The sequence below is a fragment of the Prevotella sp. P5-92 genome (assembly GCF_002251245.1).
Lineage (GTDB): Bacteria > Bacteroidota > Bacteroidia > Bacteroidales > Bacteroidaceae > Prevotella.
The window spans coordinates 1-17,780 of the sequence record NZ_NPJG01000057.1; the positions used below are offsets into that span (position 1 = coordinate 1).

Below are 17,780 nucleotides of genomic sequence, written 5' to 3' on the forward strand. Positions count from 1 at the left end.
GTCACTGTCCTATCCTAACATGGCATTGCCCAAGCGATGCCCGATGATCAGCGAAGGCAACGGAGTCCACCGCCGTTTCGACGGTAGGATCATTGTTGGAAAAAAAGCCGCCATAGGCCTGCTCGTGAATACACAAGCCACGTATGACTGCGTGAAGGAAAGGGTATTGGAAGAACTGAAAGAGGGGAAGGAGGTGACGATAAAGATAACGAGAAAGAATAAGAAGAGAAAGAGAACAGTTTAGTTGACAAGTCATGGTGACAGGTACATTGGTTCACTCTTTAGGGTCGATGAACCTGTCCCCTATGATTCTTAATTGCCGATGATGTTTATTTAAATTACTACCTTTGCAGAAGATAAGCGGCATCTCGGCAAAACAATCAAGCGAGCTTGTTGTGTTGCTCTCGATTTGCATTATCTTTGCATAAGAAAAGCTGCATCTCGGCATAATTGCTCAAGCAAGCTTGGCAAGTTCTGCTCTCGATTTGCATTTTCTTTGCATAAGAAAAGCTGCATCTCGGCATAATTGCTCAAGCAAGCTTGGCAAGTTCTGCTCTCGATTTGCATTTTCTTTGCATCGTGTTAAGAAGAACGGAAGCGCGCACCGTGATTCGGATACACGAGTGAGACAAAATTTTCTGTGGCGGTCAGCAAGCCTAAGACGGTTAGCCACGCAGTGTGTAACCATTAATAATTCTTAGTTATGGCAATTAAACTTAAGGCAACAGAGCGAATGCTCAAGGTAGGGCCCAACGCGGGCAAGTATGCTCACATCCTCTCAGCGGAGCTTTACTCCGCGCTGGCGGAGAGCAAGGTGATTGAAGAGGCTGCATTGCGCAGCGGCAAAGAAGTGAAGCGTGTGAACTCAAGCGATCCGGGCACGGAGAGTCCTGACATATCCTGCATTGAAGTTACGTCTGGTAGGAAGGATATTCTGAGTAAAAAGCCGCCGGCTTCGTTCACACGAGACCGGCGGCAAATAGTATTAGCTAAATAGAGAGAGAGTTTGTTTATTGTTTCTAATAAATGATTATATCGATTCTGTTATCTGTTGTCTGACATCGAGACGATGACCTCGTTGTTTTCCTTCAGCAGAAGCTTGGCAAAGTCAACTATATCCTTTACCGTAACGCTCTCAATGAGAGCCTTATAGCCTGACATGGTGTCCTCGCCGTTGCGGTACCAATTGATGAGCTGGTTCATCCAGTAGGAGTTGTTCTTCTGGTTCTCATCAAAGTTCTTCAACATATACTGACGAGTCTTGTCGATGGTCTCCTGCTTGGGTCCGTTGAGGCATATGTCCTTCACACCTTGCTCCACGAGCTGTATCATGCGCTCGCGCTTGGCGGGATCGGTGTCAAACTGCACCATCAGGGAGAATGTCTGTTTCGGCTCTCTCGACACGCTGCCGTGCACGCTGGCTCCGTAGGTGCCTCCCTCCTGTTCGCGAAGCACCTCAAGGAAGTGGTCGTTAAGTCCTTCGCTGAGGAATGACATGAGGATGCGGTTGCGCTGTGTGGCCTTGCAGTTGCCGCTCTTCACATACAGCACGGTTGACTTCTTCGTCTCGAGCTCTTTCTCGAAATTGTTTGCCCTGCGGCCCGGAAGGATATCGGTATTGTTGTCGCGCCATGTCTCCTTGCGCTTTATCGACGGAAGGGTGGCCACATACTGGCAGAGCAGCGGTTTGAGCTTCTCGATGTCGATATTGCCTACAAAGACGAAGGTGAAGTCTGAGCAATCGGCAAAACGCTCGCGGTAGAGCTCCATCACACGGTCGTAGTCTATCTGGTCGATCCACGATGCCTTGACATTTGCCACACGGGGATTGTCGCCGTAGAGTGTGTGGCGGACTGAATCCTGGAATGCCTTCATCGGCAGGTTCTCGGTCTGCTTGAGCTGGTTCTTCATCTGCTGGCAGAAGGTCTGGAACATCTCCTTGTCCTGACGTGGACTCGTCACCTTGAGATATGCCAATTGGAACATCTTCTCGACGTCTTTATTTGTGGCACCGCCGTTGATGTTCTCGCTAAGGCCGCTGACGCTGGTTGCCGCACCGGCTGTCGAGCCTGCGAGCATCTTGCTCAGCTGTTTATTTGAAAAATCGCCGCAACCTCCTAATGCGACTATCTGGTCGAGCAGCGAATACTGTATGATGTCGCGTGTGTCGAAGAGGCTTGAACCGCCAGGACTGAATGCGCGGAACGAGATCTCGTCGGCCATATAGTCGGTTGGCTTGACGATGACCTTAATGCCATTGCTCAGCGTGAGCTCGGTGGAGCCGAACTTGCCTTTCTTCTCTTTTACCACCTTGCCTGGTGTGGGCAAGGTCTCTATGAGAGTCTTTGCCACTTCCTCGTCCTCGAAGGCTTCGATATTCTCGGCCTTGGCAGCATTGTAGGTGGCAAGGAGCTGTTCCTTGGTAGGCACTACGACGCCTTCCTTCTCGGGCATGCTCAGCAAGAACACCACGTTGTCGGTGTCGTCAACGAGTTGCTTGAAGGTCATGTTGACGGCTTCGAGCGGCAAGGAGGCCAGTAACTGCTTGGTCACCTCAAACTCTTTCTCGATGCCTGGCACTGGCTCGCCGCTGATGAAGTGGCGCACATACTCGCGTGAATAGGAATCGTTATAGACGTTGGCACGCTCGTTGTAGGAGCTCTCTATGTTGGAAAGGAGATTTGCTTTTACACGGTCGAACTCGCCCTCGGTGAATCCGTATCGGACGGCACGCTGAACCTCGACTGTGAGCGCCCTGATGGCTTGCAGTACGCTGTCGTCCTTGCACGACAACGTGTTGGTAAACGCTTTCTTGTTTGACGAAAGCAGGAAGTTGGCGTCGCCCACGCCTGCACTAAGGAACGGGCAGGTAGGCTTCTGCGACATCTCCGAGAGGCGCTCGTTCATGATGGACGAAGCGATGTTGACGATGAGGTCTGCCGCATAGCCTTCGACGGTGTTACGCAGTTCCATTGGCACTGGATCGTGCTTGAAAAACACGTCGTATGAGGTGCCTGAGAGCTCCTTGTCGGTGGCGATAGCCACGATAGGCTCCTTGTTGTCGCTCACCTTGACATATTCTCGCACAGCGGCATTGGCTGGCATCTTCACATCGGCAAAAGTGGAGCGTATCTTCTTTTCCATCTCGTCAACGTCGATGTCACCCACAACGATAATACACTGAAGGTCAGGGCGATACCACTTGTGATAGTAATCGACAAGCACCTGGGGTTTGAAATTGTCAACCACCTCCATCGTGCCGATGGGCAGGCGGTAAGCATACTTGTCGCCCTGATACATGATGGGAAGCGTCTGCGTAAGGATACGCATCTGCGCATTCTCGCGTGTGCGCCACTCCTCGTGGATCACGCCGCGCTCGGCATCAATCTCCTTGGGGTCGAGCGTCAGGGCGCACGACCAGTCGTGGAGCACGAGGAGACAGCTGTCGGCTATGGTGGCGCGCTTCAGCGGCACATTACTTATATTATATACGGTCTCGTCGATGGAGGTGTAGGCGTTGAGATTATATCCGAACTTGACGCCGACACTCTCCAGCCAGTTGATCATGCTCTTGCCGGGGAAGTGCTTTGTGCCGTTGAAACACATGTGTTCAAGGAAATGGGCAAGACCCTGCTGGTCGTCGTTCTCTAAGATGGAGCCCACACGCTGGGCGATGTAGAAGTCGGCCTGTCCGGCTGGCTTCTCGTTGTGACGCAAGATGTAGGTTAGGCCGTTGTCGAGTTTGCCCACCTTTATCTTCGGGTCGAGGGGCAACTGCTGCTGTGCCGTTGTCGTCACGGCCGTGATGCCCATCAGTAAAATGCAGATAAGTACTTTTTTCATTTTTATAATTTGCTTGTTGTTTCTATTTATATGTCGTAATAGAGCTGGAAATGGGTATTCGGTTTAACATTATTTACTACAATTAATCATCCTTTCACCGAACCGATATTGTCTTTGAGCTGTTCGACACTGCTTGCTCCGACGATGACCGAGGTGACACCTTGGTAGTCCAATATCCAGCGTAAGGCTTTCTTTGCCAATGTCATGCCTTCTGCCTCCGCCTCGGCATTCCACGCCTTGAGTTGGGCGAGCAGTTCGGGGGTGAGCATCTCGTGGCGCAGGAATTTCTCCTTTGCCATGCGGCTGTCGGGTGCGATGCCGTTGAGATAGCGGTTGGTGAGAAGGCCTTGTGCCAGCGGGGAGAAGGAGATGAAGCCTACGCCACGATCACGGCAGAGCTCTAACGTGCCGTTCTCCTCGGGCGCACGGTTGAGCATGTTGAGCTTGTCCTGGAAGATGAGCAGCGGCGTGTCGTGGGCGGCCAGATAGTCGATGGCCTTGCGAAGCGGCTCCAAGGGCCAACGCGAGATGCCGAGATAGAGAGCCTTGCCCTGCCGCACTATATCGACCATGGCCTGCAGCGTCTCCTCGATGGGAGTGGAAGGGTCGAAACGATGGCTATAGAACAGGTCCACATAGTCGATATTCATCCTGCGGAGACTCTGGTCGAGACTTGCCATGAGGTATTTCCTCGAGCCCCAGTTGCCGTAAGGCCCAGGCCACATGTCATAGCCAGCCTTGGTACTGATAAAGAGCTCGTCGCGATAAGGGGCGAAATCATCACGCATCAGACGGCCAAGGGTTTCCTCAGCACTGCCGTAAGGAGGACCGTAGTTGTTGGCGAGGTCGAAGTGGGTGATGCCATGGTCGAAGGCATAGCGAGTGATGGCCCTGCTGCGCTCAAAGGGATCGACTCCTCCGAAATTGTGCCAGAATCCTAAACTAATCTTGGGAAGCATCACTCCGCTGCGTCCACACCGTTCGTAAATCATGCCGTTGTCGTAACGGCTTTCGTCTGCTTGGTATATCATTGATTGGTTTTTTTAAGTTTTCTGCTCCAAAGTTACGACAAAAAAACGGAATGGAAAAGAATATCAAATTAAAAAATCAAAAAACATTTGGTAATATCGGGAAAACGACGTAATTTTGCTGACAAATAGCAATTATCCACTATGAAAAAGGGTGATATAAAAATCATAAAAGGTATTTTCGAAAAAACACAGCACCTGCAGTTTGCACCAAAGATAAAGGCGGGATTCCCTTCTCCGGCTGACGACTATACTCATGAGAGCATAGATTTCAACCGTGACCTTATCAGACATCCGGAAGCCACTTTCTACGGACGGGTAGATGGCGACTCGATGATAGAGGCGGGAATATGCAACGGCGACATCGCTGTCATCGACCGATCTATCGACGCCCAGAACGGCGACATCGTCGTGGCTTTCGTGGATGGAGAGTTTACGATCAAATATCTCGATCTCAGCCATAAGGAGCAGGGATATATAGAACTGAGGCCTGCCAACAAGCTGTTTCCCACAATAAGAATCGACGACACAGACAATTTCGAGGTGTGGGGAGTGGTAGTATGGACAATAAAGAACTGGAAACGATAACCCGATGTATGCCATTATCGACTGCGACAACTGCTACGTGTCGTGCGAGAGAGTGTTCCGTCCTGACCTGGAAGGGGTGCCCGTGGTTGTGCTGAGCAACAACGACGGATGTGTGGTGGCACGCTCTAACGAAGCCAAGGCTATGGGTATCAAGGCGGGAACTCCATTCTTCCAACTGCAACAGATGTTTCCCGACAAGAAAATAGCCGTCTTCTCGTCAAACTACGAACTCTATGGCGAGATGACCGCACGAGTGGTGGAGATAGTGAAAAAGGCCGTTCCTGCTTATTTCAGATATAGCATCGACGAGTGTTTCGCCTATCTACACGGAATGGACGACATCGACCACAAGCTATGGGGCGAAGAGCTGCACAAGAAAATCAAGAAATGGACGGGAATGCCGGTAAGCATTGGCATCGCTCCCACGAAAACGCTTGCAAAAGTGGCAAGTCACTTCGCAAAGAAATATAGCGGATATAAGCATTGCTGCGTCATCGACACGGAAGAAAAACGGCGTAAGGCTCTGAGACTCTTCAGTATAGACGACGTATGGGGAGTTGGAAGGAGATATGCGGCAAGGCTGGACGGATATGGCGTGAAGACGGCGCTTGACTTCGCGGAAAGACACGAGAGCTGGGTGAGAGTCACTTTCAACAATATCGTCATTATGCGGACATGGATGGAACTGAACGGCAACGACGCCGTGCCTAACGAGGAGATGGCAAAGAAGAAGAGCATCTGCACAAGCCGTAGCTTCAATGGCATGATCAGCGACTACAACGAACTGAAGACGCATGTGGCCAACTATGCCGCGCGATGTGCCGAGAAGCTGAGGATACAAGACACGGTTTGCTCTGTCGTGGGCGTGTTCATATACACCAATCCCTTTCGGGAAGACCTTATGCAATACTGGAATTTCCATGAGACAAGGCTCATCACCCCGTCAGCATCTACCATCACTATTGTCAACGCTGCCGAGGATGCGCTGAAAGCCATCTTCCGTCCTGGATACAAATACAAGAAAGCCGGGGTGATAGTGATGGGAATAGGCAACCCTTATCCCTTGCATCACGACCTCTTCGACATCACGGCCGAACAGTTTCAGAAGATGAGAAAACTCGACAAGGTGATTGACCGGATAAACAAGACCATCGGCAGCGAGACCATCGTGCTTGGTGCACAGCAATATACACGGCCTGACGGAAAAGGCAAGGCTGAGGTATTTGCCAACGCCATAAAACACGACTACAGAAGCAAAAACCCGACTACACGGTGGGCGGAAATCATCAGGCTGACATAAGACACCGACTGCTGTTCCATACCCCACCCATAGTAAAACAAAACTATTTCTTCGTCGAAACCTTTACTTTGGTGATGCGGTGCTCGTCCATTCCGAGGACGGTGAAGGTGTATGAACCAAAGAGCAGCTTCTCTCCTACCGTAGGGAACTCTCCCTTCAACTCTAACAGCAAACCTGCCAAAGTGTCGGCATCGCCCTCCACTTCTTTAAACATATCCTCGGGCACTGACATGAGGCGATAAAAATCGCTCAGAAGTGTCTTTCCTTCAAAGATATATGTGGTGGGATTGATGCGCACATATGTGTGCTCTTCCTCGTCGTACTCATCGTTTATCTCGCCGACAATCTCCTCCAGCACATCCTCGAGAGTAACAATGCCACTGGTTCCTCCAAACTCATCGACGACAATGGCTATATGCACCTTATTGTCCTGAAACTCACGCAGGAGATCGTCAATCTTCTTTGTCTCGGGAACGAAATACGGCGGACGTATTAAAGACTGCCAACGGAAATTGGCTTGTTTGCCAAGGTGAGGAAGAAGGTCCTTGATATACAGCACGCCACGGATGTTGTCAATACTGTCTTGATACACCGGGATTCGGGAATAATTGTTGTCTATAATACAACGGAGCACGTCGGGATAAGACGTACGAATATCAAGATCCACTATATCCTGACGGCTGGTCATAATCTCCTTGGCTGTCTCGTCGCCAAAGCGAACTATTCCCTCAAGAATGTTTTTCTCGTCCCGGATCTCCTCTGTATCAGTGAGTTCAAGAGCTTGTTCGAGATCATCCACACTAAGCACCTTGTTCTCTTTCTGAACTACCTTCGACGCCAAAATACCCGAACGCAAAAGGATGCTGGCAAAGGGATAAAAAAGACGGCGGCAAAGATAGATGCCTCCACTGGAACGACGACAGAACGCCAACGGCTGCTGACCGGAAAACACCTTTGGCATGATCTCGCCAAAAAGAAGAAGAATGAATGTCAGCATCACCGTGATACACAAGAACTGCAACCAATAAGCATCACCGAAATCTATGATGTGGGCAAAGACATAGTTGCATAGCATGATTATGGTGACATTGACCAAGTTGTTGGTAATGAGAATAGTGGCAAGGGTGCGCTCGGAATCGTCGCGTAGCTGGAGTATGCGACGGTCAGTCTCTAAACGTGAGTCTTCTAACTCGTTGATATCGGAAGGAGAAAGTGAGAAAAAGGCTATCTCACTGCCTGAGGCGAAACCTGAAAGCACGAGAAGAAGACAAGCTAACAGAGCCGCCACATACACGCCTATAGTAGGAACGATGAAATGCACATGCTCTATCGTCTCTAACAAATCTGTAAGAAATAATATTGATAGCATCTAAAAAAAATGAATGTGGAACATTTCGTCACGACACACCGCCTGAAGGGCCTTCGTCAGCTTGACGACGGGGTGAGAGCATCTCCATATTCTCTGCCCATATCTCCGTGGCTTGACGTCTCATACCTTGCTTGTCGCTATACGAGACGTAACGAAGACGGCCTTCGATATACAACTTGTCACCCTTATGGACAAATTCCTCTACAGTCTTGGCAAGTCGGCGCCATAGTATTACGGTATGCCAATCAGTACGGTCGGGCACCTGAGTGCCATTCTGAAGCGTATAGCCACGCTCGGACGTGGCAAGAGATATGCGCGCCACGGCGACATCGTTGTCAACATAGCGCACCTCAGGCTCTTGACCCACATTTCCTATCAGCATCACCTTGTTCATATTGCAAGCATATCACTTACGCTTACCCACCTGCTCGCAGGTAAGACCGAGAAAACGAAACGAGAAATTCTTTCCCTTAGCAGAAGGGAACTGACTGCGGTTGTCAACACACTGCTGAAGATGATCTATGATGCGGTTGTAACAGTCGATACCCGACTCTGCCTTGCAACGGGCAACAAAACGTGTGTCGGTATAGCGAAACTTGCCTGTGCCAGGGATAAGTACAACGCGCTTGAAATTCAACATTCCCTCATACCAACCGGGATTGACGGCGTTGAGCTCGGCAACGGCAGGAGACACCGCACGTCCACGCTGATTGGTGGCCGGAGCATGAAGGGCTTTCTTGTCCTTAAAGTCCTGCATGGTCTGCGCCTCTGTCTTAATAATGATGAAATATATACGCGGACGAATCTTGTAGCGCTTGGGATAATAGACATCGCTCTTCACATATTCACGAATATCGCGCTCCAATTGCGGATTCATCTCTATCTCATCAATATCTGAAAGAAATCGTATTGCTTCGTCAACGTTCTTGACAAGAATTTCACGGTCGAAATATCTTAAATATAAATTCATAAAAGAATAGTTGTTTCTCGAAAAAAAAATATTAACTATATATATACAAAAAAAAATGAGCGGAAAACGGGACTCGGACCCGCGACCCCAACCTTGGCAAGGTTGTGCTCTACCAACTGAGCTATTTCCGCACTACCATTTTTACTAAAAAAACATTTACTATGTGAAGAGGAGGAGACTCGAACTCCCACGTCGCAATTGACACTACCCCCTCAAAGTAGCGCGTCTACCAATTCCGCCACCTCTCCGACATAGAAAACAAATCGTGCCCAGAACAGGACTCGAACCTGCACGCCTCGCGGCACACGCACCTGAAACGTGCGCGTCTACCAATTCCGCCACCTGGGCTCTGCCTGCAAGCTAAGACCGCTCTTAACTTCGACTTGTTCAACTTGTGAGCGGAAAACGGGACTCGGACCCGCGACCCCAACCTTGGCAAGGTTGTGCTCTACCAACTGAGCTATTTCCGCTTGCTTATCCTTTACAAGGAGCATCTCTCTCGATTGCGGGTGCAAAGGTACGGACTTTTTTTCATTCCACCAAATATTTTCCCGTTTTTTTTCAAAAAAATGTGCTAATTCATTCGATTTTTGTAATTTTCATAGGAAAAACGACGTAAAATGACCATTTCACCGTCTTTTTTCAACATTCCTATCGACGGATGAGTGATACCATTAAACATCGTTGTCTTTACTGTCGTATAGTGTATCATATCCTCGAAAATAACCTTCTCGCCTATTTTCAACTCATGATCAAAACGCCATGAACCCATAAAATCGCCAGAAAGACAACTGTTGCCTCCCAAACGATAACAGAACGGCTCGTCGGCAAGGTGAAGATCCACAATCTCTGCCCCACGAACTTCCGGATGGTAGGGCATCTCAAGACAGTCGGGCATGTGACATGTGAAACTTACGTCCAGGATAGCTGTCTTTATACCATGGTCTGACACTATATCTACTACCGATGACACTAACGGACCTGTCTGCCAGGCGAAGGCGCTGCCTGGCTCCAAGATGACCTTGAGATGAGGATAGCGGCTGTGGAAACCTTGCAGTATCTCTATGAGCAATTCCACATCGTAGTCCTTGCGCGTCATGAGATGTCCTCCGCCAAAGTTTATCCACTTCAGCTGCGAGAACCATTTAGAGAACTTCTCCTCTATATGTGCCAAGGTGCGTTGGAACACATCGGCACCGCTCTCACAATGACAATGACAATGAAATCCCTCGATGTCGGACGGCAACTCGTCTGGCAAGCAATCGCAAGTGACGCCAAAGCGTGTACCCGGCGCACAGGGATTATACAACATGGTTCCCACTTCTGAATACTCGGGGTTCACACGAATGCCAAACGAGAGACGCTCATTTGCCTTACAGGCAAGAGACGCCATCGACTTGTACTGGGAGAGGGAGTTAAAAGTAAGATGACTGGAGCAACGGGCTATGTCGGCTATCTCCGACTCCTTGTAGGCGGGAGAATAGGTATGGGCGGGCGAACCAAACTCCTCATATGCCAAAAGAGCCTCGTTGAGCGAACTGGCAGTGGTGGAATGAATATACTCGCGGAATATGGGAAACGTCTTCCAAAGGGCAAAGGCCTTAAATGCCAAAATTATCTCCACATCCGCACGACTCGCCACATCGGCGATGACACCGAGATTGCGACGGAGCAGATCCTCGCGTATAATATAAATAGGTGTTTCTACTTGCATAATATCTACGATTTTTGATGAATTCTTGTGCAAAAATACAATTTTTTCCGTATTATGGCAAACTTTTTTGTTTTAAGATTGCTTTATTCATATAAAATTACTACATTTGCATCGTGAAATTCATAATTAGGCTCAATGAAACTCATAATAATGACAAAATCCACGTTTTTTGTGGAAGAAGACAAGATTATTACGGCACTGTTTGATGAGGGACTTGACAACCTACATCTATACAAGCCTAACGCCTCTCCGATGTATTCAGAAAGGCTACTTACACTGCTGCCCGATGAATGTTACGAGCGAATAACCGTACATGAACATTTCTACCTGAAGGAGGAATACGGGCTTAGGGGCATAAACATCGACGACGCATATACGGCCATGCCTGAAAAATACAAAGGAAAAATATGCAGGACGGTAGGATTGGAGGACTTGACAAAAGACATAAAGAAAAAATGCGAATATGTCTTGCTGAAAAACTGCTTTGCTTCACACAATGACGAGCCGGCACTCGACATCAGAGAGCTGGAACTCGCCGCTGAGAACGGCATTATCGACAAGCGCACATACGCTATGGGAGGCTTGAACCTCGAAAACATCAAGACGGCAAAGGAGCTGGGATTCGGCGGCGTAGTCATCGACAACGACCTTTGGGACCGCTTCGACATTCATCAGCAACTTGACTACAAAGAGCTGCTGACACACTTCGAGAAACTTAGAAAATCGGTATAAAAAATATATAAATAACATTTTATAGATAAAATGAGCGAAAAAAACTCTTACATGGTGTTCTCGGGTACCAGTACGAGATACCTGGCAGAGAAAATCTGCCAAAGTCTGGATTGTCCACTCGGACAACTGCAGATCACCAAGTTCTCTGACGGAGAATTTGCAGTGTCGTATGAAGAATCTATAAGAGGACGTGACATCTTCCTCGTACAGAGTACTTTCCCGAACTCTGACAATCTTATGGAACTCTTGCTGATGATTGACGCGGCAAAAAGAGCTTCTGCGAGAACTATCAATGCTGTCATCCCTTATTTCGGATGGGCAAGACAGGACAGAAAAGACAAACCAAGAGTAAGCATCGGCGCAAAACTCATTGCCGACCTGCTTAGCGTAGCTGGCATTGACAGGCTGATTACCATGGACTTGCATGCTGACCAGATCCAGGGATTCTTTGATGTGCCCGTTGACCATCTTTACGCTTCTGGCGTTATCCTGCCATATCTTCAGAGCCTTAACCTCGAGGATTTGGTCATCGCTTCACCTGATGTCGGCGGTTCGAAACGCGCCAACACTTACGCCAAGTATCTTGGTTGTCCACTTGTGCTCTGCAACAAGACAAGAGCAAGGGCTAACGTGGTGGATAGCATGCAGATCATCGGCGACGTGAAAGACAAGAACGTGGTCATCATCGACGATATGGTTGATACAGCCGGTACCATCACAAAGGCTGCTGACATCATGAAAGAAGCTGGTGCAAAGACGGTTAGGGCTTGCGCTTCTCACTGTGTGATGAGCGGTCCTGCAAGCGAACGAGTACAGAACTCTGCCTTGGAGGAGATTGTTTTCACCGACTCTATTCCTTACACCAAACGCTGCGACAAGGTAAAACAATTGTCAGTGGCTGACATGTTTGCAGAAACAATAAGACGAGTCATCAACAACGAAAGCATAAGTAGCCAATATCTGGTTTAAAGCTATCGTAGCAGATAAACCCACTTTCTATAGTACAAAAATTATCCATAGTCCTCATTTGAGGTTCTATAAAACAAAAAAAAGACTCAACAATCCTCATTTGAGGATGTCGAGTCTTTTCCTATTTTAATGCAAGAGATTATGCATTGGGGAGTTGCAACCACTTAATGTAGCAGAAGTCCTGACGGTGAGGCAGGTTGACGTTCTTCGGATACATACGGACTGCACTACGCAAGTTGCCAGCTACGTCTGGGGTAATCTTACCCTCGAAGATATAGTTGTTGCCTTCCTGACCTACCACCTCAAGCGGACGGATGCTGAAGATGCGCTCTTCGCCGTTTTTGTCTGTGCGGACGTTAACCACCTCAAGACCAACAGCATCTGAGAGTCCCTGCTCGTTGATGACATAGCGAATGGTGTATGTCTCACCTGTGCGGGCACCTGTAGCAGGCACATCCCATGAGCAAGACACGACGTTGATGGCATCCCAACGCTCTGCAACAGCTTCTTTCCACTGGGCAATGTCCTTGGCAAGCTTGTTGTTATCTGCAGAAAGTTCCTTATAACGAGCGGCTTCCTTGCAATAGAACTTGCTATAGTAGTCGTCGAGCTGACGTTTCATAGTGTAGTGAGGAGCAATCTGTGCAATGGAATTCTTGATTACCTTGATCCAGCCATCGCTATAGCCTTTCTCGTTCTTGTTGTAGTACAGAGGCACAATCTCGTTCTCAAGCAAGCTGTAGATGGTAGCTGCGTCGAGCTGATCCTGATAGCCTTGGTTCTGGTATGTACGCTTCTCGGTAAGTGCCCATCCTGCACCCTCGCGATAGCCCTCAAGCCACCAACCGTCAAGCACAGAGAGATTTACGACACCGTTCATCTCTGCCTTCTCACCAGAAGTACCTGATGCCTCGAGAGGACGGGTAGGAGTATTCATCCAGATATCTACACCCGAAACAAGACGACGGGCGAGCATGAAGTCGTAGTCCTCAAGGAAGATGATCTTGCCAAGGAACTCTGGACGCTGGCTGATCTCGTAGATCTTCTTAATCAAACCCTGACCAGCACCATCGGCTGGGTGAGCCTTACCGGCAAAGAGGAACTTAACAGGACGCTCTGGATTGTTGACGATCTTTGACAGACGCTCCAGGTCGGTGAAGAGAAGATGCGCACGCTTGTATGTGGCAAATCGACGGCAGAAACCGATGAACAGGGCGTTTGGAGTGATGCTCTCAAGCAGCGATACCACACGTGAAGGATCGCCCTGGTTCTTCAGCCATGTCTCACGGAACTGCTCGCGGATATAGTTAACGAGCTTGTTCTTCAGGACCATACGGGTCTCCCAGATCTCGTTGTCATCCACATTATATATTGCCTCCCAGATCTTCTGATTGCTCTGGTCAGACATGAATTTCTTGTCGAAGTGCTTGCCGTAAACGTTCTTCCACTCTGTGGCAGCCCATGTCGGGAAGTGAACACCATTGGTGACATAACCTACGTGGTTCTCTTCTGGATAATAACCATTCCAGATTGAAGAGAACATCTTTTGGCTTACCCAACCGTGAAGCTTACTTACACCATTCACCTCCTGGCATGTGTTGCATGCAAAGGTTGACATACAGAACTTCTCTGAATGGTCGTTAGGATTGGTGCGACCCATACCTATAAACTCATCCCAAGAAATGCCGAGCTTTGCTGGATAGCCACCCATATACTTGCCGAAGAGACCCTCGTCAAAATAGTCGTGACCTGCTGGAACCGGTGTGTGAACAGTATAAAGTGAAGAAGCGCGAACAAGCTCCATTGCCTGGTTGAATGTCAGGCCGCTGTCGATAAAGTCGCACAGACGCTGAAGGTTACACAGTGCTGCATGGCCCTCATTGCAGTGATAAACATCCTTCTTGATACCTAATTTCTTCAAGAGAAGCATACCACCGATACCGAGCAATATCTCCTGCTTCAGACGGTTCTCCCAGTCACCACCATAGAGCGAATGGGTGATTGGCTTGTCAAACTCTGAGTTGAGCTCGTTGTCGGTATCGAGCAGATACAACTTGACACGACCTACGTTTGCCACCCAAACAGAAGCGTGAACCATATAGTTTGTATAAGGTACATCTACAACAAGAGGATTGCCGTTTTCGTCATATACACGCTCAACAGGTACCTGGTTGAAGTTCTGTGCCTCATACTTGGCAATCTGCTGGCCATCCATGCTCAGGGTCTGTGTGAAGTAACCGAAACGATAGAGGAAACCTACCGCACACATGTCAACATTGCTGTCTGACGCCTCTTTTACATAGTCGCCAGCAAGCATTCCAAGACCACCTGAATAAATCTTCAGTGCTGAATGGATACCATATTCCATACAGAAATAAGCTACAGAAGGACGAGTGGTATCTGGCTTGACATCCATGTAGTCACGGAACATCTTGTAAACAGCCTTGATACGCTTCATCAGTGCCTTGTCCTTAACGATCTCTTCCTTGCGCTCGTAGCTGAGACGCTCGAGAAGCATCACAGGATTGTGTTTTACCTCTGAATACAGTTTCGGATCCAGATCCCTGAACAAATCTCTTGCCTCGAAATTCCAAACCCACCACAGGTTGTGAGCAAGCTCGTCCAAGCACTTCAGCTCTTCTGGCAGGCTCGACTTAACGACCAGCTCTCTCCACTGTGTCTCGTTTACATAATCTGCTTTAATTTTCATAATCTCTCAAAATTATTTTAATTTAAGTTGTTTCTTTCTGTCTTCAGCTTTACGCAAAGCCATGTCATACGCTACCTCGTAATACTTGATGAACTCGCTCCAAAGGGCTTTCTTTGAAAGCTGACCCGCCTTGTTGCGACACTCTTCCACCTGCTTCTTGGTAAAGCACGAGAACTGTGCAACAGTATCCTTGATCGTGTCTGCAACCTCAGAGTAGTTATAGTCGGTACGATGTATTACCTTCACGCCGTCGGTGATTTCACCAAAACGACCTTCCACGCTGTTGACCCACTGACCGAAGCCAGCGAGGTCAGTGGTAATACATGGCACCTTAAATGCCACTGCCTCAAGCGGAGTATATCCCCATGGCTCATAATACGACGGATAGATGCAAAGGTCGTTGCCAAGCACTATGTCGTAATAGGTCATATTCAAGACGCCGTCCTTGCCGTCAAGGTAACAAGGCAGGAAGATGAGTTTCACATTATCCTCCTTGCGGTTGTGCATGTCGTAGTACTTCATCATTCCGAGCACGTTGTCGTGGCTCATCTCATGAAGCCAATGTGTCACCTGAGGCACATCCAATGGAGTGTCATATTTCTCGCCACTTTCAAGTCTCGCAACAAGATCGGCACGTGGCTCTCCTACCCAACCGGGAACTTCGATGAACGCCACTACCTTTTTCTTAAGTTCCTTATCACGAAGCAGACGGTTCATGGCCTCTATATATACATCGATACCCTTATTGCGGAACTCATATCGCCCACTTGTAGATACTATCAGGGTATTATCGTCAAGTTGTTCTCCAAGCAAGGCGTTGGCAACGTCAAGGAGCTTCTTTCGTGCAAGTTTACGCTTTCTGGTGAACGCGGCTGCTGTCGAAGGCACAAACCCATCCTCAAAGCCATTCGGCAAGACGCAGTCAACGGCCTTGTCAATCAGCTCACGGCACTCGTTGGCTGTGATATCGCTGACGGTAGTGAAACAATCCACATTAAACGCTGTCTGCTTCTCTATGGAATGCTTGCTCTGCATGTTCAGCTCCATTGCCATCTGGTCGCCGTTATAGGCAAACAGATAATCATATAGAGGTTTCATATTTCCCGCTATGCTACGACCAATGCTTGTAGCATGAGTAGTAAAAATAGTTGCTATCTGAGGAAGACGATTGTTTATATACAACAATCCCAAGCCTGTCATCCACTCATTTCCATGGTAGATAACCTTATCTTTCTTCTTAAGATAGAAATTATAAAAACTTTCAACCACCAAACCGGCTGCATATGAGAACATTGAAGCTTCGTCATAGTCGCCATACGCATGAAGACTATCCACCTGATAGTGCTCCCAAAGCCAGCCATAGATCTCGTTTTTCTTTGAGAAGAAAGGCATGAAATCAACCAGGACAGCCAACGGGTTTCCTGGAATATTCCATCTTCCAACCTTTATATTCAGTCCTTCTTTTGTAGCTTGCTTTTTCCAATCACTGAATATGCTCTTGTCTTCAACAAAGTAAGGGCATTCTGTCTCGTGCCACACATCTGGACCTATGAAGATAACCTTGTCTTTCATCATGTCCTGTAATGTGTTGGCCCTTGTCGATAATACGGTGTAAATACCTCCAACCTTGTTACATACTTCCCAACTGGATTCAAATATATAGTCGGGCTTTATCAATTTTTTTTCCATACATTATGTCCTTAACGCCGCAAAGGTAGTTAAAAAAAATAATATTTGCAAAAAAACATCTTATAAAATTGATAAATATGCTGTTTTAATGACTTATATTTAGTATCTTTGCCCCAAAAAAGGACAAAAACATATGAAAAAGTTAATATTATCCATCTTTCTGTGCTGCGGTTTGACAACAAATATCATGGCACAAAATGAAAATGAGCCCTTTAAAGGCTATTATTACAACGACGAATACAACATTTATCTGAAGATAGATCTGCACAGCGATGGTCTTATTGTACCTGAACACGAAATGTTCGGCAAACTACCTGGATATCTCGGCAAGAAATACAACAGTTTTTATTGGCTCATCACAACAAAAGACATTAAGAACAAAAAGAAAGCTATCGTTGAGTTTATCAACGACTATGGAAGTGAGGATCTGGAAGCTTCTCTTTCAAAAAAAGAAGACGGCACTATTATTCTCAAACAACTGAATGGCAGCGACCTGAAAGTGCCAAACAACGGAAAATGGCAAAAGATTCCCAAAGAGATAACCCTCAAGAAAAAATAATAATATCTCCATTGCCTTACCACTATCACATCTTTACACTGAAAAAGAAAGAGAGAAAGATAGAGAGATTGATAAGATAGATAGACAGAGAGATAGAGAGAGATGATTATATTACATTTTACTGCGTGCGCACATAGCAAAAATAAACAATAAAAAAAGAGTGCTGAAGATATTTCTATCCTCAGCACTCTCGCTTCTAAAAGAAGGCGGCCTCCTACTCTCCCACATTGCATTGCAGTACCATCGGCGCAAGCGGGCTTAACTTCTCTGTTCGGAATGGAAAGAGGTGGGACCCCGCCGCAATAACCA

At 47.8% G+C, this 17,780-nt stretch carries 15 protein-coding genes, 4 tRNA genes and 1 rRNA gene; 7 read left to right on the top strand and 13 right to left on the bottom strand.

All coding sequences use genetic code 11. From position 1 onward, the window contains the following. A partial coding sequence (locus tag CIK99_RS15265) for a hypothetical protein (protein ID WP_158215923.1) occupies window positions 1-244 on the top strand: 244 nt, incomplete at its 5' end. A 459-nt stretch (window positions 245-703) separates the two neighbouring features. Beyond that, a complete protein-coding gene (locus CIK99_RS06395; protein WP_094380725.1) occupies window positions 704-997 on the top strand; it encodes a hypothetical protein in 294 nt (97 codons plus the stop codon). 47 nt (window positions 998-1,044) lie between these two features. Here CIK99_RS06395 and CIK99_RS06400 read toward each other — a convergent pair whose 3' ends face one another. Both CIK99_RS06400 and CIK99_RS06405 read right to left on the bottom strand, forming a co-directional pair. Further along, window positions 1,045-3,843, bottom strand: a complete 2,799-nt coding sequence (locus tag CIK99_RS06400) for a pitrilysin family protein (RefSeq protein WP_094380726.1) — start codon at window positions 3,841-3,843, stop codon at window positions 1,045-1,047. An 86-nt stretch (window positions 3,844-3,929) separates the two neighbouring features. Further along, window positions 3,930-4,874 (bottom strand): aldo/keto reductase, encoded by a 945-nt coding sequence (locus CIK99_RS06405; RefSeq protein WP_094380727.1) that lies wholly within the window; start codon window positions 4,872-4,874, stop codon window positions 3,930-3,932. 141 nt (window positions 4,875-5,015) lie between these two features. Here CIK99_RS06405 and CIK99_RS06410 point away from each other — a divergent pair, with 141 nt between their 5' ends. Together CIK99_RS06410 and CIK99_RS06415 are read left to right on the top strand one after the other, a co-directional pair. Further along, window positions 5,016-5,459: a LexA family transcriptional regulator gene (locus tag CIK99_RS06410; protein WP_094380728.1), complete on the top strand. Its 444-nt coding sequence runs from the start codon at window positions 5,016-5,018 to the stop codon at window positions 5,457-5,459. A gap of 4 nt (window positions 5,460-5,463) precedes the next feature. Continuing rightward, window positions 5,464-6,759, top strand: a complete 1,296-nt coding sequence (locus tag CIK99_RS06415) for a Y-family DNA polymerase (protein ID WP_094380729.1) — start codon at window positions 5,464-5,466, stop codon at window positions 6,757-6,759. Window positions 6,760-6,802: 43 nt separating this feature from the next. Here CIK99_RS06415 and gldE read toward each other — a convergent pair whose 3' ends face one another. The 8 genes from gldE to nspC form a co-directional block, all read right to left on the bottom strand. Beyond that, window positions 6,803-8,128 (bottom strand): gliding motility-associated protein GldE, encoded by a 1,326-nt coding sequence (gldE, locus tag CIK99_RS06420; RefSeq protein WP_094380730.1) that lies wholly within the window; start codon window positions 8,126-8,128, stop codon window positions 6,803-6,805. A gap of 28 nt (window positions 8,129-8,156) precedes the next feature. Continuing rightward, window positions 8,157-8,522: a single-stranded DNA-binding protein gene (locus CIK99_RS06425; RefSeq protein ID WP_094380731.1), complete on the bottom strand. Its 366-nt coding sequence runs from the start codon at window positions 8,520-8,522 to the stop codon at window positions 8,157-8,159. Between the two features lie 12 nt (window positions 8,523-8,534). Beyond that, on the bottom strand, window positions 8,535-9,098 hold the full coding sequence (locus tag CIK99_RS06430) for a hypothetical protein (RefSeq protein WP_094380732.1): 564 nt from the start codon (window positions 9,096-9,098) through the stop codon (window positions 8,535-8,537). A gap of 58 nt (window positions 9,099-9,156) precedes the next feature. Then, window positions 9,157-9,229, bottom strand: a tRNA-Gly gene (locus CIK99_RS06435). Between the two features lie 33 nt (window positions 9,230-9,262). Next, window positions 9,263-9,346: transfer RNA gene (locus CIK99_RS06440), tRNA-Leu, on the bottom strand. Between the two features lie 18 nt (window positions 9,347-9,364). Continuing rightward, window positions 9,365-9,446: transfer RNA gene (locus CIK99_RS06445), tRNA-Leu, on the bottom strand. A 49-nt stretch (window positions 9,447-9,495) separates the two neighbouring features. Next, window positions 9,496-9,568: transfer RNA gene (locus tag CIK99_RS06450), tRNA-Gly, on the bottom strand. A 104-nt stretch (window positions 9,569-9,672) separates the two neighbouring features. Further along, window positions 9,673-10,812, bottom strand: coding sequence for a carboxynorspermidine decarboxylase (nspC, locus tag CIK99_RS06455; protein ID WP_094380733.1), 1,140 nt, complete (start codon window positions 10,810-10,812; stop codon window positions 9,673-9,675). 135 nt (window positions 10,813-10,947) lie between these two features. Here nspC and CIK99_RS06460 point away from each other — a divergent pair, with 135 nt between their 5' ends. Further along, complete coding sequence (locus CIK99_RS06460; RefSeq protein ID WP_094380734.1) at window positions 10,948-11,544, top strand: thiamine phosphate pyrophosphorylase; 597 nt, start codon at window positions 10,948-10,950, stop codon at window positions 11,542-11,544. A 30-nt stretch (window positions 11,545-11,574) separates the two neighbouring features. Then, window positions 11,575-12,513, top strand: coding sequence for a ribose-phosphate pyrophosphokinase (locus CIK99_RS06465; RefSeq protein ID WP_094380735.1), 939 nt, complete (start codon window positions 11,575-11,577; stop codon window positions 12,511-12,513). A 139-nt stretch (window positions 12,514-12,652) separates the two neighbouring features. On the opposite strand, the gene glgP is transcribed toward CIK99_RS06465, so the two are convergent. Further along, window positions 12,653-15,223 carry an alpha-glucan family phosphorylase gene (gene glgP / locus CIK99_RS06470; protein ID WP_094380736.1) on the bottom strand — a complete coding sequence of 857 codons (2,571 nt, stop codon included), beginning with the start codon at window positions 15,221-15,223 and terminating at the stop codon, window positions 12,653-12,655. Between the two features lie 12 nt (window positions 15,224-15,235). Further along, entirely contained in the window at window positions 15,236-16,912 is a 1,677-nt protein-coding gene (locus tag CIK99_RS06475) for a glycosyltransferase (RefSeq protein WP_094380737.1), read from the bottom strand. A gap of 133 nt (window positions 16,913-17,045) precedes the next feature. Here CIK99_RS06475 and CIK99_RS06480 point away from each other — a divergent pair, with 133 nt between their 5' ends. After that, window positions 17,046-17,471: a hypothetical protein gene (locus tag CIK99_RS06480; protein ID WP_254047746.1), complete on the top strand. Its 426-nt coding sequence runs from the start codon at window positions 17,046-17,048 to the stop codon at window positions 17,469-17,471. Window positions 17,472-17,672: 201 nt separating this feature from the next. Here CIK99_RS06480 and rrf read toward each other — a convergent pair. Next, window positions 17,673-17,780, bottom strand: a 5S ribosomal RNA gene (rrf, locus tag CIK99_RS06485); the annotation flags it as partial.